This is a genomic window from Chitinimonas koreensis (assembly GCF_014353015.1).
In the GTDB taxonomy this organism is placed as follows: domain Bacteria; phylum Pseudomonadota; class Gammaproteobacteria; order Burkholderiales; family Chitinimonadaceae; genus Chitinimonas; species Chitinimonas koreensis.
The window spans coordinates 3361809-3376277 of the sequence record NZ_CP060704.1 but is presented as its reverse complement, the minus strand read 5'-3'; the positions used below and the strand labels follow the sequence as shown (position 1 = coordinate 3376277).

7 protein-coding genes and 3 pseudogenes are annotated in these 14469 nt (G+C 69.0%); 4 read left to right on the top strand and 6 right to left on the bottom strand.

Annotated features, from left to right (window positions below; translation table 11 throughout):
* Positions 1-47: 47 nt before the first annotated feature.
* The 4 genes and pseudogenes from H9L41_RS24870 to upp all read right to left on the bottom strand — a co-directional run bounded on the left by H9L41_RS24870 (position 48) and on the right by upp (position 4540).
* A pseudogene (locus H9L41_RS24870) lies at positions 48-1062 on the bottom strand (alkaline phosphatase family protein).
* Positions 1063-1396: 334 nt separating this feature from the next.
* A complete protein-coding gene (locus tag H9L41_RS14220; RefSeq protein WP_265583783.1) occupies positions 1397-2230 on the bottom strand; it encodes a LysR substrate-binding domain-containing protein in 834 nt (277 codons plus the stop codon).
* Between the two features lie 299 nt (positions 2231-2529).
* On the bottom strand, positions 2530-3744 hold the full coding sequence (locus H9L41_RS14215) for a uracil-xanthine permease family protein (RefSeq protein ID WP_028446194.1): 1215 nt from the start codon (positions 3742-3744) through the stop codon (positions 2530-2532).
* A 164-nt stretch (positions 3745-3908) separates the two neighbouring features.
* Positions 3909-4540 (bottom strand): annotated as a pseudogene (gene upp, locus H9L41_RS14210) (uracil phosphoribosyltransferase).
* 163 nt (positions 4541-4703) lie between these two features.
* On the opposite strand from upp, the gene H9L41_RS14205 reads away from it, so the two are divergent.
* Together H9L41_RS14205 and glyA are read left to right on the top strand one after the other, a co-directional pair.
* Positions 4704-5255, top strand: a complete 552-nt coding sequence (locus tag H9L41_RS14205) for a hypoxanthine-guanine phosphoribosyltransferase (protein ID WP_211236875.1) — start codon at positions 4704-4706, stop codon at positions 5253-5255.
* A gap of 1161 nt (positions 5256-6416) precedes the next feature.
* Positions 6417-7661 (top strand): serine hydroxymethyltransferase, encoded by a 1245-nt coding sequence (gene glyA / locus H9L41_RS14195; protein WP_028446190.1) that lies wholly within the window; start codon positions 6417-6419, stop codon positions 7659-7661.
* A gap of 210 nt (positions 7662-7871) precedes the next feature.
* Here the strand turns inward: glyA and H9L41_RS14190 are convergent.
* Together H9L41_RS14190 and H9L41_RS14185 are read right to left on the bottom strand one after the other, a co-directional pair.
* A pseudogene (locus tag H9L41_RS14190) lies at positions 7872-9689 on the bottom strand (M13 family metallopeptidase); the annotation flags it as partial.
* Between the two features lie 599 nt (positions 9690-10288).
* Positions 10289-11671, bottom strand: coding sequence for a phosphohexomutase domain-containing protein (locus H9L41_RS14185; protein ID WP_034606909.1), 1383 nt, complete (start codon positions 11669-11671; stop codon positions 10289-10291).
* 392 nt (positions 11672-12063) lie between these two features.
* Between H9L41_RS14185 and H9L41_RS14180 the strand changes: the two genes are divergently transcribed.
* Positions 12064-13542, top strand: coding sequence for an undecaprenyl-phosphate glucose phosphotransferase (locus H9L41_RS14180; protein WP_084300224.1), 1479 nt, complete (start codon positions 12064-12066; stop codon positions 13540-13542).
* Entirely contained in the window at positions 13542-14435 is an 894-nt protein-coding gene (locus H9L41_RS14175) for an EpsD family peptidyl-prolyl cis-trans isomerase (RefSeq protein ID WP_028446186.1), read from the top strand. The genes H9L41_RS14180 and H9L41_RS14175 overlap by 1 nt, the downstream gene beginning before the upstream one ends.
* Positions 14436-14469: the final 34 nt, after the last annotated feature.

Here is a 14469-nt window from a genome sequence, read left to right as displayed (position 1 = left end):
CGAGATGTTCGGCTCCTTCACCCCGGTCCAGGTCTCGATGAAGCGGATCACCGAGGTGTGGTCGAACACCTGCGAGCAGACGAAGCCGCGCGGCTCCACGGCGAGGCGACGATCATCGGCACGCGCGGGCCGAGGCCGATCGGCGCGCCGCCGACGAACTCGTCCGGCGTGCCGGCCGGCGGGGTCGGCGGCGCGATATGGTCGAAGAAGCCGTCGTTCTCGTCGTAGTTGATGAACAGCACGGTCGAGGCCCACACCGCCGGGTCGGCGGTCAGCGCCTCCAGCACTTGGCGGATCATGTCGGCGCCGGCCGCCGGCGCGCTCGACGGATGCTCGGAGGCGCGCTCGGGGCCGACGATCCACGACACCTGCGGCAGCGTGCCCTCGAGCACGTCGCGGCGGATCGCGGCGGCGATGTCGCGCACCGTGTCGCCGGTCACCACCGGCACCGAGGCCATGCCGCGCTCGCGCAAGGGCGTGCCGGCCGCCGCGTTGCGGTACTGCTTGAACCAGGCCAGCGCGTTGTCGTCGTAGTTGTCGGCAGCGTTCTGGTAGACCTTCCAGCTCACCCGGCCGCCTGCAGCCGCTCGGGGTAGGTGGTCCAGGTGAAGCCGGGCTCGTTGTTGTTGGTGACCGGGCCGCCGCCGGTGCCGGCCGGGTCGATGGTGCCGCTCATCAGGTAGAGCCGGTTGGGGTTGGTCGAGCTCATGGCCGAGCAGAAGTAGTGGTCGCACACCGTGAAGGCATCGGCCAGCGCGTAGTGGAAGGGCAGGTCGGCGCGGGTGTAGTAGCCCATGGTCAGGTTGGTCTTGGCAGCCACCCAGTTGTCGTTCTTGCCCTGGTTCCAGGCGCTGTGGCCGCCGGTCCAGCTGTGGTCGAGCCCGCTCACGCACTGGGCGCGGGTCGAGGCGGTGTCGAGCCGGAACGGCAGCCGGCTGCCGGCGCCTCGGGTTGCTTGAACACGCTGTTGCCGTTGCGCAGCAGCAGCGCGGTGCGGTCGGCGAAGCCGCGCACACCCTTCAGCGTGCCGAAGTAGTGGTCGAACGAGCGGTTCTCCTGCATGAACACCACCACGTGCTTGACCGCCGACAGCGAGGCGCCGGCGGCGGCGGTGCTCAGCGCGGCCAGCAGGGTCGGCGGCAGCGCGGTGCTTGCGGCGGTGGCGGCCGATGCGGCCAGGAAGCGGCGGCGGGAAAGCTGCTTGCTCATATTGTCGTGTCCTCTGCTCGGGTGGCGGTTCGGTGCGGTCGGGAAGCTGCGGGCGGCAGCATGGGCCGCGCAGAAGACGGCGCGATGTCGCTCGGCGCAGATGCGCCGATGCGGCCATCGGCCGATTTGCGGCCAGGCGGCCGGCTTCAGTCCGCCAGCGTGGCGACGTGGGCGGCGAAGGCCGCGATCAGCGGCGCGCCGGTGCGCTCGCGCAGGGTGTAGAGGTACTCGGGCATGGTCGGTGCGCCGGCGGCGAACGGCCGCTGGGCGAGCTCGGGATGGCGCGGCACCTCGCCGGCCGGCAGCAGGCTGCAGCCGAGGCCGAGCCGGATCGCCTCGTGGATCGCCTCGCGGCTGCCGAGCACCATGGCCTGGACCGGGCAGACCCGGCGGCGGCCAGCGCCTGCTCGGTCAGCTGGCGCGTCATCGAGCCCTCCTCGCGCAACAGCAGCGGCAGGCCGGCCAGGTCGGCCAGCTCGACCACGGTGCGGCCGGCCAGCGGGTGGTCGGCGCGCAGCACCAGGACCAGCGGCGAGCGGGCGATGGTGCGGCGGCACAGCCGCTCGTCGTCGAGCGCGTGCGAGGAGACGGCGAGGTCGACGCGGCAGTCGCACAGCGCCTCGATCACCTCGCGCGAATTGCCGATGTCGAGGCTCAGCGCGATGCGCGGGTAGGCCTGGCGGAAGGCCGCCATGGCCGGGAGGATGTAGTAGGGCCCGGTGGCGCCGAGCCGCAGCCGGCCGCCGCCGAGCCCGCTCAGGCCGCCGGCGCTGCGCAGCAGGAAATCGGCCTCGGCCGCCTCGCGCAGCATGCCCTGCGCCAACGGCATCAGCCGGGCGCCGACGTCGGTCAGCTCGAGCCGGCTGCCGCGGCGGTAGAACAGCTCGATGCCGTACTGCTCCTCGAGCTGGCGGATGCGGCCGGTCAGCGTGGGCTGGCTGATGCCGAGCCGCTTGGCGGCGGCGGTGACGCTGCACTGGCGCGCGACTTCGTAGAACGAGGACAGCAAGACGGAGAGCATGGCGGCGGTCTTCCGGGCGAAGCGCGCCATGCTGGTGGGGGAATGTGACGGCTATGCCGATGCCATGGCCATTGTGGCGTGGGGGCGACAGCGATCGGACGGTCGGTGGGGGCCTGCGAACCCGGGCCGCCTCCTTCGGGCGATGGATGTGATGGATGCAGGAGCGGCTTCAGCCGCGAATGGCGGCGCATCCACCGGCGCCCTCGCGACTGGAGTGCTGGTTGGAGCCTGGGGTCGATCGGGGTCGGGGGTCGTAGGTCGGAATGAATTCCGACCTACGACCCCACACGGCCTTGGCGCTACCTCGCCGCGCGCGGCAGCAGCAGGTTGAGCACGATCGCCAGCACGCCGCACAGGCTCACGCCCGACAGGCCGAAGCTGCTGCTGAACTGGATCGCCATGCCGCCGATGCCGGTGACCAGTACCACCGAGATGATGCACAGGTTGCGCGGGTCGGCCAGGTCGACGCGGCCGTCGATCACGGTCTTGAGGCCGATGCTGGCGATCGAGCCGAACAGGAGCAGCATGATGCCGCCCATCACCGGCAGCGGAATGGTGTTGAGAAAGGCGCCGAACTTGGCGACGAAGGCCAGCAGGATGGCGAAGCCGGCCGCCCAGGTCATCACCACCGGGTTGAAGTTGCGCGTCAGCATCACCGCGCCGGTGACCTCGCCGTAGGTGGTGACCGGCGGGCCGCCGAACAGGCCGGCGACGTTGACCGCCAGGCCGTCGCCCAGCAGCGTGCGATGCAGGCCGGGCGAGGCGGTGTAGTCCTTGCCGGTGACCGAGCCGATGGCCAGGATGCCGCCGACGTGCTCGACGATCGGGGCGATGGCGACCGGGATCATGAACAGGATGGCGGCCAGGTTGAACTCGGGGTGGCCGAAGGTCGGCACGGCGAACCAGGGCGCATCGATCACCGGCTGGAAATTCACCGCGCCCATGAAGATCGCCGCGGCGTAGCCGACCGCCACGCCGGCCAGGATCGGCACCAGCTTCATGATGCCGCGCGCCTTGATGGCCACCAGCATGGTGGTGACCAGCGCGACGGCGGCCAGCGCGATCGCCTTGTCGTAGGGCAGCACCTGGTTGGCGCCGGCCTTGCCCGAAGCCATGCCGACCGCGACCTGGGCGAGGCCCAGGCCGATCACCATCACCACCGGGCCGATCACCACCGGAGGCAGGATGCGGTGGATGAAGTCGACGCCGCGCCATTTCACCAGGCCGGCGGCGACGTAGTAGAACAGGCTGGCGGAGGCGAGCGCGCCGAGCGTGGCCGGCATGCCCCAGGTCTGCACCGAGTAGATCACCGGTGCGATGAAGGCGAAGCTCGAGCCGAGGTAGATCGGCACTTCGCGGCGGGTGACCAGCTGGAAGATCAGCGTGCCGACGCCGGCGCCGAGCAGCGCCAGGCTCGGGTTGAGGCCGGTCAGGAGCGGCACCAGCACGGTGGCGCCGAAGGCGACGAACAGGATCTGGGCGCCGGCGAGGGCGGTCTTGAGCGTGTCGTTCATATTGTTTTCCCTGTGGTGGCATTGCGACGCCATCGATCTACGAAGAACCCGTAGGAGCGGCTTCAGCCGCGAATGGCGGCATCTCATCCATGGTGGCCGGCTTGGCCGTTCGCGGCTGAAGCCGCTCCTACATGGCGTTCAGCGCATTGCGGGCGGTTGGCGGTCTAGCCCTGCTTGGTCCCGAAGATCTTGTCGCCGGCGTCGCCCAGCCCGGAATGATGTAGCCGTGCTCGTTCAGGTGGCTGTCGATCGCCGCGGTATAGATCTCGACCTCGGGATGCTTGTCCTGCATCAGCGCCAGCCCCTCGGGCGCGGCGACCAGCACCAGCGCCTTGATATGGCTGCAGCCGGCCCGCTTGAGCATGTCGACGGTGGCCACCATCGAGCCGCCGGTGGCCAGCATCGGGTCGATGATCAGCGCGGTGCGCTCGGCCAGGTTGCCGACGAACTTCTCGAAGTAGGGCACCGGCTGCAGCGTCTCCTCGTTGCGGGCGAGGCCGACCACGCTGATCTTGGCGTTGGGGATCATGTCGAGCACGCCGTCGAGCATGCCGATGCCGGCGCGCAGGATCGGCACCACGGTGACCTTCTTGCCCTTGATCCGCTCGACCTCGACCGGGCCGCACCAGCCCTCGATGGTCACCTTCTCGAGCGGGAAGTCCTGGCAGGCCTCGTAGGCCAGCAGGCGGCCGATCTCGGCGGTCAGTTCGCGGAATTTCTTGGTGCTCATGTCGGCTTCGCGGGCGAGGCCGATCTTGTGCTTGACCAGCGGATGGCGGATCTCGTGAATAGCCATGGTCTTGTAACTCCCTTGTAAGGCTTGACGGCGCGAAGGTTAGACGATGATCGGCCTGCCCGCACGCCGGCTTGGTCTATGCTGGTCGCAAGGTCTTGAAAACACGGACGCGAATGCGTATCTTCGCGCCTTTTCTCGAGCGGCAGGGGTGTCGGACATGGACATGAACCGGGATGAAATCCTCAACGTGATGCAGGAGGCGGACTGCCTGCACGGCGATGCCGAGGTCCACGCCGCGCTGGACCGGATGGCGGCCGACATCGCCGAGACCATGAAGCACCGCAACCCGCTGTGCTACGTGGTGCTCAACGGCGGCATCATCGCCGCCGGCCAGCTGCTGCCGCGGCTGCGCTTCCCGCTCGAGGTGAGCTATCTGCACGCCACGCGCTACGGCGACAAGACCCAGGGCGGCCGGCTCAACTGGAAGGTGAAGCCGACCGAGGACATGACCGGCCGCAGCGTGCTGATCATCGACGACATCCTCGACGAGGGGAACACGCTGGCCGCCATCATCGAATACTGCCGCGCGCAGGGCGCCAGCGAGGTGCTGAGCGCGGTGGTGGTCAACAAGAAGCACGACCGCAAGGCCTTCCCCGGCATGAAGGCCGATTTCGTCGGCCTCGAGGTCGAGGACCGCTTCCTGTTCGGCTGCGGCATGGACTACAAGGGTTTCTGGCGCAATACGCTGGGGATCTATGCGGTGAAGGGTCTCTGACCCGCGCCTGCCGGCATCCGGCGGCGGCGATGGAAGGGCGGCGCGAGCCGCTCTTTTCGTTCGTACGTTCCGGTTGCTCGTTCCGGCTTCGCGGGCCGGGATTCATTTCGCAGGTCGGGATTCATTTCGTAGATCGGGATTTACTCCCGACAGCGACGTCGGCCAAGGGCGCCGTCGGGAGTAAATCCCGACCTACCCATCGGCCTCTTCGGTCGAGCGCCGCGGTAGATGTGCGCATGTCGGCCCCGTAGGCCGGCATGGCTAGCGCCGCGATGCTTGCCAAGACCGCCACAGCAGCGTCCCGCCCCAGCCGATCGCCGCCAGCATCGCCAGCACCCCGCCCCAATGCGCCAGCGCCGCCAGGCGCGCGTCCCAGTTCAGCAGCCCGACCGCATCGAGGATGTTGTGCCAGTCGTGCCGCAGCGGGCGCACCTCGACCATCTCCTCGTTCCATTCGCCGATCAGCGGCAGCGCCAGCGCGCGGGCATCGCCGACGTAGGGCGCCACGTCGACCAGGTTCTGGCCGAACCACCACAGGCAGACCGCGCCGCCGAACGGCTTGCGCTCGCGCAGCAGGAACACCGCGCCGAGCAGCAGCGGCACCAGGCACTGGAACAGGCTGCCGCCGAGGTACATCAGCCATTCGCCGAACGGCCTGAACAGCAGGTGGCCGAATTCGTGGAAGGCCAGGTCGGCGTTGTGCAGGAAGGACGTGCCGGCCTCGCCGTCGCGCCAATCACAGCCGGCGAACCAGATACCCCAGATCGCCAGCGCGGCCAGCAGCGCTGCCTCGCCGGCCAGCCCGGCCGGGTCGGCCGCCTGCGGCTCCGGCAGCAGCAGGGCGCGCAGGCGGGCCGGCCAGTCCTCGCCGTCGTCGGTTCCGGCCGGATCGGTCCGGCGGCTGGTGGCGGGCCGACGGTCGGCGGCGCGGTCGGCTAGGTGCTGGACGTACTTGGCGAACACGACGCCGCAATGCGGGCATTCGGCCGCCGCGGCCGCGGCGCCGAGCGCGCGGCCGCATTTGGGGCAATGGCTGCGATGGGGAGGGGCGGGTGGGACATGATTCTCGTCAGGGTAAACATGCAAGCCGCTCAACTGGCCCGCGCAGGCCGCCATGATAAAATCGCGGCCTTCCTTTCCCCCAACAATGAAAGCTTCGTCATGTTCCAGCCGCTTTCCATCGCGCAGTACGATCCCGAACTGTCCGCCGCCATCAGCGGCGAAGTGGTACGCCAGCACGAGCACATCGAGCTGATCGCCTCGGAAAACTACACCAGCCCGGCCGTGATGGAAGCGCAGGGTTCGCAGCTGACCAACAAGTACGCCGAAGGCTACCCGGGCAAGCGTTTCTACGGCGGCTGCGAATACGTCGACGTGGTCGAGCAGCTGGCCATCGACCGCATCAAGCAGCTGTTCGGCGCCGAATACGCCAACGTGCAGCCGCACTCGGGCTCGCAGGCCAACCAGGCGGTCTACTTCTCGATCCTCAAGCCCGGCGACACCGTGATGGGCATGAACCTCGGTCACGGCGGCCACCTGACCCACGGCTCGCCGGCCAACCTGTCGGGCAAGCTGTTCAACATCGTCCCCTACGGCCTCAACGAGCAGGAAGAGATCGACTACGACGAGATGGAGCGCATCGCGCTCGAGACCAAGCCGAAGCTCTTGATCGGCGGCGCCTCCGCTTATGCGCTGCGCTTCGACTTCGAGCGCATGGCCGCCATCGCCAAGAAGGCCGGCGCCTACTTCATGGTCGACATGGCCCACTACGCCGGCCTGATCGCCGCCGGCGTCTACCCCAACCCGGTGCCGCACGCCGACTTCGTCACCTCGACCACCCACAAGACGCTGCGCGGCCCGCGCGGCGGCATCATCCTGGCGCGCGCCGAGCACGAGAAGATGCTCAACAGCAACGTCTTCCCGAGCCTGCAGGGCGGCCCGCTGATGCACGTGATCGCGGCCAAGGCGGTGGCCTTCAAGGAAGCGCTGCAGCCCGAGTTCAAGGATTACCAGCAGCAGGTGCTGAAGAACGCCGCGATCATGGCGAAGACGCTGACCGAGCGCGGCCTGCGCATCGTGTCCGGCCGCACCGAGTCGCACGTGTTCCTGGTCGACCTGCGCGCCAAGGGCCTGACCGGCAAGGCGGCCGACGCGCTGCTGGGCCGCGCCCACATCACGGTGAACAAGAACGCGATCCCGAACGACCCGGAAAGCCCCTTCGTCACCTCGGGCATCCGCATCGGCTCGCCGGCCATCACCACCCGCGGTTTCAAGGAAGCCGAGGCGGTCGAGGTGGCCAACCTGGTGGCCGACGTGCTCGACCAGCCGAACGACGAGGCCAACCTCGAAGTGGTGAAGGCCAAGGTGCATGCGCTGACCAGCCGGTTCCCGGTGTACTCGAAGTAAGACGGCGCCATCGCTGCCGACGGACGGGAGGGGAAACCCTCCCGTTTTCGTTTCCGGCTGCGGTTGCCGCACAAAAAAGCCCCGGACCTGGTCCGGGCTTTTACATGCCGTGTGCGGAAAGTCACCAGATCCTGATGCGATCCCCGCCGGCTTGTACATCTTGTCCCCGGCCTTGGTCCCGAACGCCGCGTGGAAAGCATCGGTATTGCTCGCCGGCGCATTGGCGCGGAAGCGGTCCGGGGCGTGCGGGTCGCCGATCAGGTATTGCAGTTGCATCTCGCCGCGCACCTTCTCGCGCCAGGACGAGGCGTAGCCGATGAAGAAGCGCTGGTCGCCACTGTAGCCGTCGATCACCGGCGCTTCCTTGCCGCCCAGCGACAGGCGGTAGGCCTTGTAGGCCACCTGCAGGCCCGATAGGTCGGCGATGTTCTCGCCCAGCGTCAGCTTGCCGTTGACGAAGCGGCCCGGCAGCGCCTCCTTGCCGTTGAATTCGGCCACCAGCTTCGCGCTCAGCGCTTCGAAAGCCTTCTTGTCGGCCGGTGTCCACCATTCGTTCAGGTTGCCGTCGCCGTCGAACTGCGCCCCGCTGTCGTCGAAGCCGTGGCTGATCTCGTGGCCGATGGTGGCGCCGATGTTGCCGTAGTTGGCCGCGTCGTCGATCGCCGGGTCGAAGTAGGGCGGCTGCAGATAGGCGGCCGGGAACACGATCTCGTTCATGCTCGGGTTGTAGTAGGCGTTCACCGTCTGCGGCGTCATGCCCCACTCGCTGCGGTCCACCGGCTGGCCCAGGTGGGCCAGCTCGTAGCGGTGGTTGAACTCGGCGGCGCGGATCACGTTGCCGACCAGGTCGTCGGCCTTGATCTCCAGCCCGCCGAAGTCGCGCCACTTGTCCGGGTAGCCGATCTTCACCGCGTACTTGGCCAGCTTTTCCTGCGCCTTGACCTTGGTGGCCGGGCTCATCCAGCTCAGTTGGTCGATGCTGATCCGGTAGGCCTCGAGCAGGTTGCGCACCAGCGCGTCGATCTTGGCCTTGGTCTCGGGCGGGAAGTAGCGCTCGACGTAGAGCTTGCCGACCGCTTCGCCGAGGTCCTGCTCGATCAGCGCGACGGCGCGCTTCCAGCGCGGGCGCATTTCCTGGGCGCCGCTCAGTGCCTGGCCGTGGAAGCGGAAGGCGGCTTCGACGTGGGCGCGCGGCAGCACGGCGGAGAAATGATCGAGCACGCGCACGGTGAGGTAGTCGCGCCAGACGGCGATCGGCTCCTTGGCGATCAGCTTGGCGGCGGCCGCGGCGTAGCTCGGCTGGTTCAGGTTGACGGCGGCCACGGCCGGCGCCTCGGCCTGCTGCATCAGCAGCGCCCAGTCGAAGCCGGGCGTGGCGTCGGCTAGCTGGGCCGGGCTCAGCTTGTGGTAGGTCTTGATCGGATCGCGCATGTCCTCCTGGCTCCACTGGATGCGGGCCAGCCGCGTTTCCAGCGCCAGCACGGCGCGGGCGCGGCGCCCGGCTTCCTTGGCCGGCGCGCCGTTCAGCGCGAACAGCGTGGCGAGGTACTGCTGGTAGGCGGCGCGCGAGGCCGTCATGCGCTTGTCGCGCTGCAGGTAGTAGTCGCGGTCGGGCAAGCCCAGGCCGCCTTGGTAGATCTGCAGCAGGTAGTTGCGCGAATCGCGCGCGTCGACGTCGCGGCCCAGCGCGAACGGCTGGTCGACGCCGAGCTTCTGCAGCCTGCCGAATTCGCGCGTCAGCGCGGCGGTGCCGTCGATCGCGGCGATGCGGTCGAGGATCGGCTTCACTGGCGCGAGGCCGAGCCGCTCGACGGCGGCCTCGTCCATGAAGCTCTGGTAGAAGTTGGCGATGCGCAGCGTGTCGGCCTGGCCGCCGGCCGATTTGGCGGCTTGCTCGATCAGCTCGCGCACGCGGCTTTCCGACAGCGCGCGCAATTCGCCGGTGATGCCCCAGGAGCTGCGGTCGGCCGGGATTTCGGCGGTCTTGTCCCAGCCGCCGTTGACGGCGCCGAACAGGTCGTCCTGCATGCGGATGGTGGGGTCGAAATGCTTGGGCTCGACGCCGGACAGCGGCGCGGCCAGCGTGGCTGCGGACAGCAGGGCCAGCGCGATTTGGCGCAATTGCATCGTTCTCGTCTCCGTATTCTTGATTGCGGCCGCGGCCTCCCCGCAGCGAGTCGCGCATTGTAGGGGCGCTGCCGGATGCGGCAACGGCGATGCGACGGGCTGCGCCGATCTGTTGCGCGGCCGGTGCGTAATGGCCGCTCAGCCGTTGCGCCAGGCGGGTTCCGGGCCGGTCAGCGGTCGATGGGGGATGCGACGGCTGGCAGGGCTGGAGTCGCTTGCCGATGGTGTCCGCCACGGGTGTAGGTCGGATTTCAGCCCGACGGCGCTGCCAGCCAAGGCCGCTGTCGGACTGAAGTCCGACCTACGCAGTGAGGCGCGGGGCGCCGGCAGCGCCGATCCATGTAGGAGCGGCTTCAGCCGCGAATGGGCTCAGCGCTTGCCTCAACCATTCGCGGCTGAAGCCGCTCCTACAGGGGCATCACCATAGGGCATGCCAGGGAGCATCGCCAGTGGACATCGCCAGTGGACATCGCGCCGGGCGTGCGCGACGCGATCCGGCGCTAGTGCGCCGCGGCCTCGCCGTCGAGCAGCGCCAGGATCTCGGCGGTCCTGCGTTCCATCAGCGCCGCGTCGCCGCGCGATTCGACGTTGAGCCGCACCACCGGCTCGGTATTGGACAGCCGCAGGTTGAAGCGCCAGTCGGCGAATTCCAGGCTGATGCCGTCGACCGTGTCGAGCCTGGCCGCGTCGCGCTCGTAGGTGGCGCGCACGCGGGCGATTGCGGCCGCCGGATCGGCCAGGCGGCGATTGATCTCGCCCGACGAGGGGAAGCGCGCGATGCGGTCGCGCACCAGCGCCGACAAGGGCTGGCGCTTGATCGACAGCAGCTGCGCGACCAGGAGCCACGGGATCATGCCGCTGTCGCAGTAGGCGAAATCGCGGAAGTAGTGGTGGGCGCTCATCTCGCCGCCGTAGACCGCGTCCTCCTGCCGCATGCGCTCCTTGATGAAGGCATGGCCGGTCTTGCACAGCACCGGCGTGCCGCCGGCCTGCTCGACCACCTCGATGGTGTTCCAGGTCAGCCGCGGGTCGTGGATCACCCGCGCGCCCGGATGGCGGTGCAGGAAGGCCTCGGCCAAGAGGCCGACGATGTAGTAGCCCTCGATGAAATCGCCGCGCTCGTCGAACAGGAAGCAGCGGTCGAAATCGCCGTCCCAGGCGATGCCCATGTCGGCGCCGGCGGCGCGCACCGCGTTCGCGGTGTCGGCGCGGTTCTCCGGCAGCAGCGGGTTGGGGATGCCGTGCGGGAAGCTGCCGTCGGGCGCGTGGTGCAGCTTGATGAATTCGATCGGCACGCCGAGCCCGGCGAAGCGGCGCTCGATCTCGTCGATCACGTGGCCGGCGGCGCCGTTGCCGGCGTTCACCACCAGCTTGAGCGGCGCGAGGGCGGCCGGCTCGACGTAGCCGAGCAGGTGGTCGACGTAGTCGGCCAGCACGTCGTGCCGGCTCAGCGTGCCGCGCTCGGCGGCCGGGCCGAAGTCGTCCGCCTCGGCCAGCCGGCGGATCTGGTCGAGGCCCGAATCGCCGCTGATCGGCGCCGCGCCGCGGCGCACCAGCTTCATGCCGTTGTAGTCCATCGGGTTGTGGCTGGCGGTCACCTCGATGCCGCCGTCGACGTCGAGATGGAAGGCGGCGAAATACACCTCCTCGGTGCCGGTCAGGCCGAGGTCGATCACGTCCACGCCGGCGTCCATCAAGCCCTCGGCCAGCGCGCGCTTGAGCGCCTCGCTGCTGAGCCGCACGTCGCCGCCGACCGCCACCCGCGCCGGCAGCAGGTACTCGCCGTAGGCGCGGCCGATGCGGTAGGCGACGTCCTCGTTCAGCTCATCGCCGAGGCGGCCACGGATGTCGTAGGCCTTGAAGCAGGTCAGGGGGGCGGTCATGGCAGTGATTCCTCGCTCGAGTGGTGGTCACCGGCCCGGAAACGGCCCAGGAGGCCGGTCTCGGTATGGTCGACTGTCTATGCAAATGTCATTTAATGTTTGCACGACTACTGGAAATTTGACAACATCCGGCCCCTTGAAACACATCCTGAAGCGGACTGAACCATTTGTCATCGAAAATTCAGGAGTGTCGCGCGAACTTGTCCGAAACACAGCTTGTCAGCTATGACACGTTGCACAAAAAAAGTTACAGAACCAAATAATTATTAGCTTTTATAGATGTTGCAAAGCACAAAAATGGCTTTGACAACGTCATTTTCCAGGCCTAGGATGGCCTGCGTCGAGGATATCGAGTGGGCCGGTCAGAGCCACACGACCGTCGAGGTGGAAAAATGAAACTGGAGTACGTCGCACCTACGCCGCAGCCGTCCGATAACCCCGGCGCCGCACTCGGCGCCGCCCGGCTCAGCCCCACGCCATGGGGCCGGCTGGGTCTCCTGGCCAAGGTCTCGCCCGGCACCACGCTGTTCAAGTCGATCGTCGATCCGCTGGTGGTGGCGGCCGTCTACCTGCTGCTGTGCCTCGCGCACTACGGCCGCCTCGGCGGCCTGGACCTCTCCATCGCGGTGGTCGCCTTCCTGCTGGCCGGCTACCTGTTCGACGGTTCCCTGCTGTTCCTGCCCGATCGCCGCCGCGGCCGCGACGTGCTGGCGATGGCGGCCGGCTGGCTGCTGCTGGTCGGCATCATGCTGCTGCTCGGGCGCTGGTCGGGCCTGCACGACTACGTCGAGACCCGGCTGGTGATCGAGTGGGCCATCCTCACCCCGCTGTGCCTGCTGGCAGTCCACGTCGGCACGCTGTTCGCGCTGCTGCACGGCGGCAGCGCCCGCGCCGCGCGCCGGGCGGTGATCGTCGGCGCTACGCCGTCGGGCCAGGCGCTGGCGCAGGAGATGGCGCGCCAGCCCTGGCTGCGCTTCGAGCTGCTCGGCTATTTCGACGACCGCCCGGCCGAGCGCACCGGCGTGCCGCCCGAGGCGCGGCTCGGCCCCCTGTCGGCGTTGGCCGACTACGTGCGCGAGCACAAGGTGCGCGGCGTCTACATCACCTTGCCGCTGAGCTCGCAGCCGCGCGTGCTGGAGCTCTTGGCCGAACTCAGCGACACCACCGCCTCGATCTATTTCATGCCCGACCTGTTCGTCTACGACACGATCCAGGCCCAGGTCGACCATATCGGCGGCCTGCCGCTCCTGTCGGTGTGCGAGTCGCCGTTCTTCGGCGTCGGCGGCGTGCTCAAGCGCGCCTCGGACTGCGTGCTGGCGGCGATCGCGCTGTTGCTGCTGTGGCCGGTGATGCTGGCGGTGGCGCTGGCGGTCAAGCTGACCTCGCCGGGGCCGGTGATCTTCCGGCAGAAGCGCTACGGCCTCGATGGCGAGGAGATCCTGGTCTACAAGTTCCGCTCGATGACGGTGCAGGACAACGGCCCGGTGGTGCAGCAGGCCACCCGCAACGATCCGCGGCTGACGCCGATCGGCGGTTTCCTGCGGCGCAGCTCGCTCGACGAGCTGCCGCAGTTCCTCAACGTGCTGCAGGGCCGCATGAGCGTGGTCGGGCCGCGGCCGCACGCCAATGCCCACAACGAGCAGTACCGCAAGCTGATCCGCGGCTACATGGTCCGGCACAAGGCGCGGCCCGGCATCACCGGCTGGGCGCAGGTCAACGGCTTCCGCGGCGAGACCGACACGCTGGACAAGATGGAAGGCCGGGTCGCCTTCGACCTCGACTACCTGCGCAACTGGAACCTCTGGCTCGACCTTCGCATCATCGTGCGCACCGCGCGGATGATGGTCGGCGGCGACAAGGCGGCCTACTGATGCCGCGCGCCACGAATCGTCGCCCGTTCCACCTGCCGCCCTGGGCCTGGACCTTCGGCGTGCTGGCGCTGGCCGCCTGCGAGGCCGACCTGCCCGGCGGCGCCGCCCCGGCTGCCGCCGCGCCCGACCGCGACGCCAAGGTGCTGGCGCGCGTCGACGGCGAGTCGATCACCCAGCGCCAACTGCAGCGGCTGGCCGAGGAGCAGCCGGCGATCGAGGCGCAGGCGCGCCTGCTCGAGCGGCTGATCGACCGCCAGCTGCTGGCGCGGCGCGCGCTCGACGCCCAGCTCGAGCGCAATCCCGAAGTGAGCCTGCGGCTCGACATGGCGCGCCAGCAGGTGCTGGCCCAGGCCGCCGCCGAATGGCTGGCCGGCCCGCCGCGCCCGCCCGGCGTGGCCGAGGTGCGCCATTACTTCGAACAGCACCCGGCCTTCTTCGCCGAACGGCAGATCTACCGCATGCAGGCCTTCGCCGTGCTGGCCGGCCGGCTCGACGGCAATCTGCGCCGCGCGCTGGCGCGCAGCCACCGGCCGGGCGACACGCGCGCCGCGCTGGCGGCCGGCCGGGTGGCCTTCCAGGAGCGGCCGGTCGAGCTGGTGCCCGAGCAGCTGCCGCCGGCGCTGGCCGAGCAACTGGTGCGGCTGGCGGTCGGCGACGTGCTGCTGGTCGGCCAGGGCGGCGACGAGACCATCTACCAGCTGATCGACCGCGCGCCGGCGCCGGTGCAGTTCGAGGCCGCGCAGACGCTGATCCGCCAATACCTGGCCAGCGCCGAGCGCGAGCGCCAGCTGGCTGAACAGCTGGCGCGGCTGCGGCGCGAGGCGCGCGTCGAATACCTGGTGAGCCAGCCGGGACGCGGCCAGGCGGCCTTGCCCGCCACGCCGGCGTCGTGATGGCCGCCCCGATCGAACTCCGAGGACCGGATGC

What these genes read in the sequence shown, in the direction of transcription:
- H9L41_RS14220 (WP_265583783.1), bottom strand. Translation starts at nt 2,230, where the DNA reads ATGCTCTCCGTCTTGCTGTCCTCGTTCTACGAAGTCGCGCGCCAGTGC.
- H9L41_RS14215 (WP_028446194.1), bottom strand. Translation starts at nt 3,744, where the DNA reads ATGAACGACACGCTCAAGACCGCCCTCGCCGGCGCCCAGATCCTGTTC.
- H9L41_RS14205 (WP_211236875.1), top strand. Translation starts at nt 4,704, where the DNA reads ATGAACCGGGATGAAATCCTCAACGTGATGCAGGAGGCGGACTGCCTG.
- glyA (WP_028446190.1), top strand. Translation starts at nt 6,417, where the DNA reads ATGTTCCAGCCGCTTTCCATCGCGCAGTACGATCCCGAACTGTCCGCC.
- H9L41_RS14185 (WP_034606909.1), bottom strand. Translation starts at nt 11,671, where the DNA reads ATGACCGCCCCCCTGACCTGCTTCAAGGCCTACGACATCCGTGGCCGC.
- H9L41_RS14180 (WP_084300224.1), top strand. Translation starts at nt 12,064, where the DNA reads ATGAAACTGGAGTACGTCGCACCTACGCCGCAGCCGTCCGATAACCCC.
- H9L41_RS14175 (WP_028446186.1), top strand. Translation starts at nt 13,542, where the DNA reads ATGCCGCGCGCCACGAATCGTCGCCCGTTCCACCTGCCGCCCTGGGCC.